Source organism: Dictyobacter kobayashii (assembly GCF_003967555.1).
GTDB classification, from domain to species: Bacteria; Chloroflexota; Ktedonobacteria; order Ktedonobacterales; family Ktedonobacteraceae; genus Dictyobacter; species Dictyobacter kobayashii.
Genome location: NZ_BIFS01000001.1, coordinates 5,158,488 through 5,170,617, shown reverse-complemented (window position 1 = coordinate 5,170,617; position 12,130 = coordinate 5,158,488). Strand labels below are relative to the sequence as shown.

At 53.0% G+C, this 12,130-nt stretch carries 11 protein-coding genes; 2 read left to right on the top strand and 9 right to left on the bottom strand.

From position 1 onward, the window contains the following. Positions 1–104: 104 nt before the first annotated feature. The 5 genes from EL645_RS22655 to EL645_RS22635 all read right to left on the bottom strand — a co-directional run bounded on the left by EL645_RS22655 (position 105) and on the right by EL645_RS22635 (position 5,571). A complete protein-coding gene (locus tag EL645_RS22655) occupies positions 105–599 on the bottom strand; it encodes a methyltransferase domain-containing protein (protein ID WP_161977598.1) in 495 nt (164 codons plus the stop codon). Then, the gene (locus tag EL645_RS44430) at positions 553–849 is read right to left on the bottom strand and encodes a class I SAM-dependent methyltransferase (RefSeq protein WP_126552601.1); all 297 of its coding nucleotides are present in this window, start codon (positions 847–849) and stop codon (positions 553–555) included. Before EL645_RS44430 ends, EL645_RS22655 begins: the two co-directional genes overlap by 47 nt. A 184-nt stretch (positions 850–1,033) precedes the next feature. Beyond that, a complete protein-coding gene (locus tag EL645_RS22645; protein WP_218031968.1) occupies positions 1,034–1,501 on the bottom strand; it encodes a nitroreductase/quinone reductase family protein in 468 nt (155 codons plus the stop codon). A 183-nt stretch (positions 1,502–1,684) separates the two neighbouring features. After that, positions 1,685–4,186 carry a valine--tRNA ligase gene (locus tag EL645_RS22640; RefSeq protein WP_161977597.1) on the bottom strand — a complete coding sequence of 834 codons (2,502 nt, stop codon included), beginning with the start codon at positions 4,184–4,186 and terminating at the stop codon, positions 1,685–1,687. 764 nt (positions 4,187–4,950) lie between these two features. Further along, positions 4,951–5,571 carry a class I SAM-dependent DNA methyltransferase gene (locus EL645_RS22635; RefSeq protein ID WP_126552599.1) on the bottom strand — a complete coding sequence of 207 codons (621 nt, stop codon included), beginning with the start codon at positions 5,569–5,571 and terminating at the stop codon, positions 4,951–4,953. Between the two features lie 447 nt (positions 5,572–6,018). Here EL645_RS22635 and EL645_RS39475 point away from each other — a divergent pair, with 447 nt between their 5' ends. Both EL645_RS39475 and EL645_RS22630 read left to right on the top strand, forming a co-directional pair. After that, on the top strand, positions 6,019–6,180 hold the full coding sequence (locus EL645_RS39475; protein WP_161977596.1) for a hypothetical protein: 162 nt from the start codon (positions 6,019–6,021) through the stop codon (positions 6,178–6,180). An 18-nt stretch (positions 6,181–6,198) separates the two neighbouring features. Then, the gene (locus EL645_RS22630) at positions 6,199–6,939 is read left to right on the top strand and encodes an aminoglycoside phosphotransferase family protein (RefSeq protein WP_126552598.1); all 741 of its coding nucleotides are present in this window, start codon (positions 6,199–6,201) and stop codon (positions 6,937–6,939) included. 51 nt (positions 6,940–6,990) lie between these two features. Here the strand turns inward: EL645_RS22630 and EL645_RS22625 are convergent, their stop codons facing one another. From EL645_RS22625 to EL645_RS22610, 4 genes are all read right to left on the bottom strand, one after another. Next, entirely contained in the window at positions 6,991–7,362 is a 372-nt protein-coding gene (locus EL645_RS22625; protein ID WP_126552597.1) for a DUF4180 domain-containing protein, read from the bottom strand. Positions 7,363–7,606: 244 nt separating this feature from the next. Continuing rightward, complete coding sequence (locus EL645_RS22620; protein WP_126552596.1) at positions 7,607–8,857, bottom strand: glycosyltransferase family 4 protein; 1,251 nt, start codon at positions 8,855–8,857, stop codon at positions 7,607–7,609. A gap of 3 nt (positions 8,858–8,860) precedes the next feature. Further along, positions 8,861–10,666 carry an oligosaccharide flippase family protein gene (locus tag EL645_RS22615; protein ID WP_126552595.1) on the bottom strand — a complete coding sequence of 602 codons (1,806 nt, stop codon included), beginning with the start codon at positions 10,664–10,666 and terminating at the stop codon, positions 8,861–8,863. 3 nt (positions 10,667–10,669) lie between these two features. Beyond that, positions 10,670–12,121, bottom strand: a complete 1,452-nt coding sequence (locus EL645_RS22610; protein ID WP_161977595.1) for an O-antigen ligase family protein — start codon at positions 12,119–12,121, stop codon at positions 10,670–10,672. Between the last annotated feature and the right edge of the window lie 9 nt (positions 12,122–12,130).

Sequence of the window (12,130 nt, the reverse complement as noted above, 5' to 3'; positions counted from 1 at the left end):
GTACTGCTAGAACTTAGTGCACAATTATTGCTAGCAAGGGCTAACCTTCTACCAGCTTTTTCAAGCCAGTCAGTACACTATTTTCTTGCTCTTCAGCCTGTTATTTACATCGGCTTGCGGGAGATTGCGACCAGAATGGAAGGGACCTCAGACCAAACTGGTCTATTCACGCGCGAGAAGGATAGCGAAGCAGGGACAGCGGAAGGAGGGCCCGGTTCGCTCAGGCGCACAAGCTGTAGGCCGGCATCGGTGAGCGAGTTTACATAGGTCGAGAGCGTACGATGGTACGCGCCCACTTTCCCAGGAGGTCCTGGCCGGGTATCCGACCGCCAATGGCCCTCCGCAAAATACCTGCGAATGGTCCGCACCGTTCCCTCGGGAGTGTCTAGCTCGCCCGACTGGGGGGTGTGGAAGCAGGGGTGAAGAATGGAGAAGGCAAACCATCCACCAGGCCGAAGTATACGCGCGACGCTGTGCAGTGTTGGGGCGAGGTCCTGAATATCCATCAAGGCCATCGAACACACAACGCCATCGAACATGCCGAGCGTGTTGTCAGTCATCGAGGCTGCGCGCGTCAGCTTGCATATACTCGATCCCACGCGGCTCGACCTCCTCATGGTGACGCGCGATAGCAAGGAGCTTGACGGAGAGATCAACGCCAACGACGTGTGCGCCAAGTTCCGCCAGGTGGCGTGCCGCCCTGCCCTGCCCACAGGCGAGGTCACAGATACGCTGTCCCGAGACCTCGCCCATAAGCGCTTCTAGTGCTGAAAAGAAGGGATCCTCACGCATCGCGTGGGCGCCAATCCATTGATCATACCATTCAGCAATGTCATCATATGTCTTCATAGATACTTTCTACCTTCCGATCATATTTTGCTTGCATCCATAACAGATTCCAGAATATCACAAAAACGATCATCGTTGGTAGAAATGCCCCAGGACCAGCATTTATTGAGGTGAGGACGTCTCATATAACATAATATATAAGCTAACATAACAATATATAAGCGCAAGCCCATCAAGGACAAAACTAGCTGTTGTTCACCACGCGGAAGACCGGAAAGGCCACCGCGATCTTTTCGAATTCCACAATTGGTGCATCCTTATCCACGGGTACATGGGGTCGCGCTCCCGGTGCTCGCCGCAGGTACGCCTTCAAGATGGGAGCACGCTGGTCGGCGGGCACCTCTTCAAGACAGACCTCCTCACGACCGCCTCTGCGGAATGCCGCTCTTCCGCCAGCAGCACGTACGTTCTGAACCCAGCGCACATTCTCTCCAAGCATAGAGACCAGGTAGCGCTGTCCATCAATGACCGTCACTACCATCGGTAGCGAGACTACGCGCCCGGATTTTCGTCCCGTCACCTCCAATGTCACCATATAATTGGGTGTGACACTCAGGGAGGCCATCGTAGCCCCCGCCCTATTGAGTATCCGCGCGAGCCAGTTGGGTCGCTGCCCACGGTACATCCAACGCAATAAGTCACCTTGAGTCATCGCAATCCCCTTTCTCTATGGTTTCTCATTTCCTTTTGGGAAAAACATACCATTCACCCGTCACGACTGTATCACGATGTCAAATCAGCTATCTCTCTTCAATCACAAAATACAACACGCGGATCGCCCGCTGTAAGCAGACGACCCGCGTGTTGCAGGGTGTGGAGGTATCGTAAACGTCGCTCAGTCGCGGCCAACCTCGCTCAGAAGATTGAGTGGCAGGTTACTTTGTGGCAGGACAAGTTCAATGCGCAGTTGTGATAATAGCTCCGAGCCAGCAGCAGGCGCAAGCAGGAACCCGATTGTGCGGGCGCGAGTAACGCTCTGCAGGTCGCTTTGAGCTGACTGTAAGATTGGCAAACCGGAGGCGCTGGTCGTGATACGTAACGCCTCCAGGGCACCACCAACTGAGAGGCCCAGTTCTGCCTTCTGACGGCGGACCGAGCGCAAAATCTCGATCAAGAACTTGCCCGCCTGCTCAGCCTCCAGATCGATCCAGTTCTCAGGCGCGACCGGCCAGGAAGAAGTATGAATCGAGTCCGCCCCATCCCATTGCTGAAAGAGTCCCAGATAGATCTCTTCCGTGATAAAGGGCAGGTAGGGTGCCAGTAACTTGAGAACGCCGAGCAAGGCGTGGTAGAGAGTCCACTGCGCGACCTGGCGATCAGCGCCCGCTTCTTTATACAGGCGCGACTTGGCCATTTCCAGATAGTTATCACAGAGATCCGACCAGAAGAAGCGCTCAACTTCCATACGAGCAGCAGCAAAATCGCCCTGCTCAAGCTCTCTAGTAGCGAACGCGATCGTCTGCGCCAGGCGCGAGAGCAGCCAGCGATCGGTCGGCAGCATTTCCGCCGGGAGGGTTGCCAGAGAAGAGGCATCCAGGTCCTGCAGGCGGCTCTCAGCAAAGCGACAGGCATTCCACAGTTTGGTAACCAGGCGGCGCCCCATCGCAATCGTCTCGGGATTAAAGGGCGTATCCTGTCCCGGCTTGACCGAGGTGGCCCAGTAGCGCAGGGCATCGGCCGACTCCTGATCGATGAGAGCCTGCGGATCAAGCGAGCCATTGCCCTTGGACTTCGAGATCTTGCTGCGCTCGCTCGATAGGCCATGACCAGAGATCATTATCTCCCGCCAGGGAGGCGTATCACAGTGATAGATGGCCTTGACGATAGTGTAGAAGGCCCAGGTACGAATAATATCGTGGGCCTGCGGCCGCAGGCTGGCCGGAAAATGCTGCTGGAACCAGGCCGGATCATCCAACCAACGCCCGATAATCAACGGCGAACACGACGAGGTCGCCCAGGTATCCATGACATCCATCTCTGGTTCAAAGTCAGTAGAGCCGCAACTGCAGGCACGGCCAGGAGCGGTCTGGCGAGGATCAATCGGCAGCTCATCCTGGCTGGCCAGCAACAACGTACCACAGGCACGACAGGTCCAGGCCGGAAAAGGAACGCCCAGGAAACGCTGGCGCGAGATACACCAATCCCATTGCAGATTCTCAACCCAATGCTCATAGCGAGTCCGCATATACTCAGGATTCCAGCGAATCTGGCGTCCCGCCGCAATGAAACGTTCTTTCTGATCCAGAACGCGAATAAACCACTGCCGCGTCTGCAGATACTCAACCGGCGTGCCACAGCGCTCATGAACGCCGACCGTATGCTCAATCGTTTCCTGCTGCAAGATCAAGCCCTGCTCAGCCAGATTATGCAGGATCTGCTTACGAGCAGCCGTTATAGGCAGGCCAGCCAGTGGTCCTGCCAGAGCAGTCATACGACCGGCCCGATCAATGGCCGCCCGCAGCGGCAACTGATGGGTGCGCCACCAGCGAACATCGGTCGAATCGCCAAAAGTACAACACATGACGGCACCGCTCCCCTTGGCGGGATCAACCAGCTCATCGGCCAGAATAGGGACCTCGATGCTTTCCTGCTGCGAAAAAGCCGCGCTGGCAATATGCGCGGACGACCCCAGCAGGTGAGTATAGCGCTGATCCTGAGGATGAACAAAAATGGCAACGCAGGCAGGCAAGAGCTCGGGCCGCGTCGTCGCGATCGGCAACGTCTGACCATCTGGCAGTTGAAACGCGAACGTCGTAAACAGAGTCGGCAACGTCTTATCGTCCTGTTCAGCCTGAGCAATCGCCGTCTGACAGTCAGGACACCAGAGGGTGGGCGCAACCTGGTCATAAGCGCGACCGGACTGGTAGAGTTGGATAAACGAGGCCTGCGAGGTGCGCTGGGCCTCGGCCGACAGGGTCGAGTAGCGATACTTCCAATCGACACTCAGGCTCAAACGACGCCACAGCGCTTCAAAGCGATCCTCAGTCTCCTGCGTCAATCGCAAACAATGGGCCAGGAACTCAGCGCGATCCATCTCAGTTGCCTTGCGCTTGATCGTCTTCTCAACAAAGCGCTCGGTTGGTAAGCCATTATCATCAAAACCCATGGGATACAAGACACGTCGGCCACGCATGCGCTGGAAGCGCGCAATAACGTCTGTCTGGGTAAATGAGTAGCAGTGTCCAATGTGGAGCTCCCCAGAAACGGTGGGAGGGGGAGTATCGATGGTATAGATCGGGCCCGATCCAGCTGGATCAAAGGCATAGGTAGCAACATCCGCCCACAGGCGGGCCAGGCGCGGCTCAGCGTCGCGAAATTGATAACGGTTGGGCAGCATAAGGTAGTACTCCTTTATCGTACTAACAAAAAACGTTGCCACATCCCAAGGACGAGGGCAACGCAACTCGTGGTACCACCTTGTTTTGACAACTGACCCGCCCAACCTGGCCATAGTCAGTTATCCTCAAACAGCGCTAACGGGCATTCCCGGAATACTTAATGCTGACCGCCTCTTCTATACATAGAAAATGATGATCAGTTCAGATATTCGACTTCCGAGCCACGTTCAAGAGACGTAATCGAAGGAGGCTCGCACCCGGTGACCCCCACTCTCTGGCGAATCGTTTCTCTCTACTCCGCTCGTTCAGTGTCATTGTACTATTTTCTATTGTCCACCCTATGATAACAATTAATGCAAGCTGCTGTCAAGCCCATGACTTTATCAACTATCCTGTCCTCTCATGCACGAACATCCTGATAGCCTATTGCTAAACATAATTATCATCAACAGCCTGAAACATTCCATTCATGAAGCACCTTTTTCTCTCACATTCTTGTATTTCATGTTACGACTGCAATGAAAGTTCTGTGCAACTTAAATATGAAATCATCACATAAAATCGAGCATAATTTCAATAAGAGAATGCCCCAATCGAGCGCCAACCAATGTGATATTGCGCATTACCTCTTTGGCTATCTGTGGAACAGAATAGAAAAACGATTATCTAGATAAACCGGTGAAACCCATGTGGGAAACGTTGTGGAATGAAGGATGAATGAGCCGTATACGTTTCCTTTCATTGTCACGCTCTGTACTCTAGATCATTCCGATCGCCTTCGAGATTGAGCAAGCCAGACGGTCCGTCCGCCAGCCGTTGGGTCTTCAACCATATGCGCTACCAGGGCAAAACCAGAGCGGTCGAGCAACTGCTGATATTCTTCGGGATCAAGGCTCGCATGATAGAGTGGTTCTCCCTGATAGTCGCCCAGGATTTCACCCTGCGTGGGACCGGTATTGAACAGCAGGAAAGCGCCAGGGGCGGCGTGAGCAGCGAACACCGTGAACATGGTTCGTTGGTGATCAGGGGTGAGGTGGAAAAAGCTGTCCCAACTGAGAAGCCCATCAAAGCGCTGAGGAAGCGCGAGTGATTGCATCGCTGCCACGATCCACTTGTGTTCTGGCATGCGCTGGCGGCACAGGGTGATGAGCGTTGGAGAAGTATCCACCCCAGTCACACGCAGTCCATGTTGGACAAGATGAAACGCGACGGGCATTCCTGACCCGCATCCCAGGTCAAGGACCCTGGCTCCTGGGGTGAGACAGGCGAGGAATCGATCATGCCAGCTCTTGTCATTCCATGTTCCGCGACTGCGGTCAGTATCCCATGCAAGAGCATGTCGTTCGTAGAGCTGGGGAATCTGTTCAGCGTGATGATGTGTCATGGTCTCTGCATCCTCCGAAGCATCTTACGCGGCTAACCAGGCCACCGAACGAACAACATCAAGGCGAGCTGTGAGATCCTGGAAAAACATGGTAACGGCCTCAAGAAGCCGATCAATAGTCTGGAAAAGGCATTATGCATCATCTCTTTGAGCATCATTTTGCGCTTTCATACTACAATGTTTCCCGCATGGGTTTCACCGGCTTATTTAGAAATTATATAATACTAGTCAGCTAAAAACGCTAGCTTTTCTTATAAATAAATACTTTCAAAATCAACATGGATGGATCAATGCCTTGTACAGCGGCATCAAGATTCCCTTGCTGCCTGCCAAACCATGTTGCTATAAAGCGCACAAAAGCGCAATATTGTATGGATCTTTCCACAAGATGAGCAATGAATTTTTAACAGACCAGTAAATTTCTTTTGAAATGAAGGAGTCCTTTTGATGTTTGCCCTGCCTGAAGATTTTATCCAATTTATGCGCGATGTTCATGGCACAGAGGCGGCCAATGCCTGGTTTCAATGCCTCCCCACTCTCTTAGAGGAATACGCGGAGCGCTGGCAACTGAAACTCTTGCCCCCGTTTGAGCATCTCTCATTGCACTAAGTAGCACCAGCGGAACGTGTGGATGGCACCCCCGTTATCCTGAAGACGTGCGCGCTGAGCGATGAATTTGAACATGGGCTGGCCGCGCTGCGTATCTTCAATGGGCAAGGAATCGCTCGTCTGCTAGAGTTTGACGAGGAGCAGAAGGTGATGTTGCTGGAACGTTTGCAACCGGGAACCATGCTAGCATCACTTGTGCCGGAACACGATGAACAGGCCACATCCATTCTAGCCACGGTCATGCGTCAACTCTGGCGACCGGCACCCACCGAGCACACCTTTCCAACAGTTGAGCATTTAGGACAAGGATTGCAGCAGCTCCGTGCACACTATGCTGGCGGATATGGTCCGTTTCCTCGGCGCCTCGTCGATGAGGCAATGGATCTTTTTGCGTCGTTAAGCACCTCAGCGCCCCAGACGATGCTACTACACGGCGATCTACAGCACTACAATATTTTGAGTTCGCGTGATGCATGGCTGGCGATCGATCCCAAAGGCGTAGTTGGTGATCCGGGTTATGAGGTGGGAGCCTCGTTCTATAATCCCATGCCTTGCATCCTTGAGGTACCCGATCTGAAACAGATGCTGGTCCGGCGCATCGCCCAACTGAGCGAGGAATTGGGAATGGAACGGGCACGTATACGCGGCTGGGCGCTGGCACAAAGCGTACTCAACGCTTGGTGGACCGTCAAGCTAAACATGTACCCGCCGCACGGAATACTCAGGTGCGCGGAAATCCTTGCGCGCCTCAACTATTGACACTCAGCGCCATCTTGCTTGTGCTTCCATTATTACGTGCTAACGATAGTATCATTGAATGCGCTTCAGTCGTCCTTCAAGCTCTTGAAGATTTGCCAGGAACCATAAGTCGTTGCCACGATTCGCTTCGTACACAAAAGCTTTAAAGGACGAGCTCTGATCCAGGTATTGAGAGATGTCGCCCAGCACCACAAGGCGCTGCTGATAGTTCACAAATTTTTGAATGATCTGCCCGGCGAGGCGCGTCTTGAGCTGGAAGAAATCATTAGCAAGCCGCTCCACTGGGACAACGACAATCCTGGTACCATGATAGAAAGCCTCGCCAATCAGGTCTAAAGCATCCTGTTCGCTCATTAACTTTTTCCCATCCGGCGCACAGACAAGCACAGGCATATCATGAATAGTTGTAGGCGTATCAGCCATAATTATCCCCCCAATGCTTATTTTACATAAAATCAACCAGGAGGCTTTGTAATAAAAATCCCACCAGATTATTTTTGCCTCTTTACAGTATTCTGGTTTTCCATAGTATAACATGATTTCTGCGCAGCACAAAAGTGCCTGCAATATTGTGCACAAAGGTATGTGACACAAAGCAGAGTATGATAACAAACACCGATGAACACACAATACATAATCCATCATTCGCAAGCACAACGACTGAGCATCAGGTAGAATAGGGAAAGGCCCATTTTAGCGGACGATTGGCATGTTTTAAAATGATCTGCTGATATAAATGGATCAGTTTCGTAGACTCTTCTTCCCAGGTGAGGCCATGCGCGCTGGCTGAGAGCGCGTTAGTGTGCATTGTGTGCCATTGGTCAGCATCATCCAGCAAGGCATTAATGGCCTGGGCAATATTGGCCGGGGTTAACTCATCAAGGACCTGGCCGACATCGTATTGATGAATCATGTCGGAGATAGCGTCCAGGCGTGATGAGAGGATCGGGAGCCCGGCCATGAGATATTCAAAGAACTTGTTGGGCAGGCAATATCGAATGCTCAGCGAGTAGGCAGGTGGCAAAAGCAGCAGCCCCAGGTCAGCCGAGGAGGTCCAATCCAACAACTCGCTATACGGAACGGCTGGAAGTATTTTGATGCGATCCGCGAGCTGCTCACGCTGAATAAGCGCAGCCAGTTCACAGATCGTCGCATCATAGCCATCCCCCATCAAAACTATGACGATATCAGGGAAGAGATACGGGGCGGCACGCAGCAGGAGATCCAGGCCACGATCAGCCTGAATATAGCCCTGGTAGAGAGCAATGCGTGTGTGGGCAGGCAGCCCCAACTTTTGTTGTAAACGTGTATTCCTGACAGGCTTATGTTGAGGCGGAACATGGCGTAGAAGTTGCACGTGAGCGGGCGCATAGAGCTCTTGCAAAATTGAGATATAGCGCGGCGATCCAGTAATATAACTATCACAGGAGCGCGACATCCAGCGTATACAGCATACAGCCAACCAGCGCAAACGCGGCCAGCGCAGAATAGATGGACCATACATAGTCAGCTCAGGCGTATCAAAGATGAGTCCTTTCTTACGCAACCGAGCGACCAGGTAAGTCGCTGGAAAAGCATGCTCAACGTGGGCATGATAGATATCGGCTCGCACACCAAACAAACAGACAATACATCGGAGCATGAGAACGAAGAATTTCAGCAGGAACAACAGCTTAAATCGCGCTGGAACAAACCAGCCAGGAGCACATATATGCCGAATGTGCATACCATCCAGCATTTCAGTGGCCGCTTGCGGATCACAGGCCGCGACCACATCAACAATCGTCACCTGATAGCCCGCCATCTGTAAAGCCCGAGCATCATTCATCACGCGATAATTTGAACGAGCAGGCCCGAGCAGATGCATACAAACTTTGTGCCAGGGGTGATGATGATGCGTTAAAGATCGAGAATCCATGTCTTACTTTGTCCTTTCTGCATGCGAAACGCGGGGATATGTCTCAACATACTCATGCTGCCCGGCCTTCTTCACACTAATGCGGTTCAATAGCCATAATGAAGCCGCATAGCACGCTAGCATGCCAGAGCAGAATAACCAGTGCAATAATTGATTTTGTTGAGGAAGTAAGCAACGATAGAAGGCATAATAGATAGCGCCCAGGAGCAGTCCCCAGCAGCATAGTTTGAGATCAAAAGAAACGGAATAGAGACGTTGGTTGACCAGGTAGGCCAGCAGTGCCAGCACAGCATATGCCAGCAAGGTTGAGATAGCCGCCCCCATAGCACCATACATTGGGACCAACACGCCATTGCAGCCCAGATTGACGAGCGCAGCCAGAGGAAGCAGAATCAAATTGAAGCGCAGCTTACCCCGCAAGGTGATCCCCAAATTGAAGAGCTCAAAAAGTCCGAAGAACAGGTTGGAAAGCGCGATCAAAGGGATAATCGGGGTCGCCAGCGTATAGGACGGAGGGAAAAAGGCGTGCAAGACATCATCCCCGAGCAGGGAAACCCCAAAGACCATCAACAACAGGAGCATGCAATACCAGCGAAAGATCAGGGCAAAGAGCTCGCGAGCGCGTGTCTTCCGAGCAATAATATGTAATGCTGAATACCAGGCCAGCGAAAAAGGCGCGATGACAAGAGGACCCAGGATATTGCCCAGCGTGTAGGCGATCGAATAGCTAGCAGTCTGTGTCAGCGCACCAAAGGCCAGCAAGAAGTAGCGGTCAGAGGATTGCAACACCCAGACAGAGATTAACCCAGGCAAGGTTGATAAGCCGTAGGCTAGTAGCTGCCAGGCCAGTGACCAGCTTACACGCCAGTACAAACAGCTACCAAGCAGTGGCAACGAGCAGAGAAACACACTGGCATAGCCTCCACAGGCCGCCACGAGCACACCGGAATTCCCCCACTGCCAGCTACCTACCAGTAAGAAGGTCAACGCAAGATTTACCAGCAGATTAAGCAACGCCAGCGCAACAAATGCCAGGGAACGGCCCTGGGCGCGCAACCAGGTAAAGCCAGGAATGGTCATATTCTGTAGCAATAAAAGCAAGGCAGCCTGGCGGAATAGATCTTCATAGCCCGCGCTATGCAATAACAGTTGAGAGAGCCAGGGAGCCAGGAGCGCCAGCAGAGTGGACATACAGAGAGAAAAGGTGGCCAGCAAAATCAGCAAGGTCGTGAACAGAATATGACGCTCACGAGGCCATGCCGTGCATTGATGATACAGGCGAACAAAGGCCGCTCCAAGCCCAAGCTGTGCCAGCGGCCCCAACAAGGCCAGGGTAGTATTCAGCAAGGTCAGAATGCCATAATCCAACGCCGTAAGATGGCGCGTCAGGAAAGGCGTTAAGAGCAGCGAGAAAAAAGGTGCCATGCACGAAGCGATAGCATAGACGCCAGAATGGCGCAGAAGCGTGTGCAAGAGAAACGGGCGCACCGCTCCCGTTTCTAGCGGCATAAACATATGTTTGAGCCGCTCCAGATCGGCAACGGCAGGGATCAACCAGGTAGGCTGTTGATCAAAAGCAAACTCCTCATCAGTCGAGCGCAGAGGGCTGACAACGGACGCTGGCTTATCTTTGGCGACTGCAATATTGTGGGCATTAGAGGGGCTGACCGTCTGTGGAGAATCCGTAAACAATATCGTCGGATCTTTCAAGAGAGCAGCACGTCGGCGAGGCAAACCACCAGATCGCGACCATGGATATCCTGAGTCTATCTCATACTTGTGGGGCATTTCAGGCTGTTGCATCGGCATCCACTACTCCTTTACAACCGGCAGAACACCTGTCTGCACTTTTGCGGTACGCAATAATGGAGAGGCCACAGCCCCCAACAATAACCAGCCCATCGGGGCCAGGGCGAAATGGGTCCAACCATTAATACTGATGCTATTGATGCTCAAAGTACCGATGGCAGCAATACCGGCACCCAGCAAAGGGCGTCCAGTCAGGCTGGTGCAACTCCAATTGCGCCACGCCTGTCCCAGAGCAGTCAACAACAAACCCAGAAACACACATAAAACCGGCAAACCCGCCATGGCCGCCCATTCCAGGTAGGAATTATGTGGATGTGAGAGCAAGACAAACTGCTCAGGAACGCGATAAGCATCAGAATTGACCAGATAGGCTTGATGGCCCAATCCAACGCCAAGCCATGGGTGAGCTTGAATCACACGTAGCGCGGTACGCCAGACCGCAACGCGGAGCGAGAGCTCATTGTCCGCGTGCGCATGCTGCCACTGCAAAGCAAGCTGAGCGGGAAAGAGCCAGGTCAGCAAGCCAGCAGAACAGGCAGCGATCAAGACCAGGCCCAGGCGATAGCGCGTGTGACCAACAAAGCAGAGAAATATAACCAGGCCCGCCAGAAAGGCCAGCCAGGCGCCGGTGCTATAAGTGCACATTAAAGCCAGCACAAGCAGTAACAGGGCAACGATGTAGCAAGCTTTCTGCCAGTAGCGCGTGCCAGACAACAGCAGACCCAGTGGGAGAAAACAGGCCAGAGCAAAGAAGGCCCCATTCCAGTTAGGATCGATGAAAAAAGAGCCTGCTCGGTGTGCATTGCTGTCTAGAAGCTGGTAGTAAGCCACATCTGTACGCGACAAGAAATCATCCACGCGCATTGAAGCGAACAGAATAGTGCCCGTCATGCTCTGGAAGAGTGTATGGAGCGCCAACAACACCGCCAGAAGAGTGAAAAATTGGAAGAAACGGCGCAGGCTAACCAGATCATGGGCGACCAGGAGACCCAGCCAGTACATCAACAAAGCCCCCAGGATATCACTGGGATAGAAAGAAGCAGCATCGTACAGCATCAACGCACCACCCTGGAAGGCGGGATAAAGCGTCAACACAAGAAAAAGGCCCCACAATCCGAGCCAGCGCGGCTGCGTCCAGGGATGGCAGCCAGTGCGCTGAAGATAGAAAAACAACAAGAGAGCAAGGGCCAGTACAGGCACAACAATATGCAAACCCAGATACCAATCCAGGTAGAGATGGAGCGCAGCCAGCAGCGTAACCACCAGAGCATCTAAACGCAACGCAACCACCATCCCCATCAACAAACCACCGCCAGCTACCACAAAGGCCAACGGACCCAGCCAGGCCAAAGCCGCCGCAACAACCGGCGTAGCCCAGAATAAACAGAGCCAGGGAACCATTGGAACACTGCGAGAAACAACTACATTCCAGGACCACCACCCACGACTACACATACAACCTCC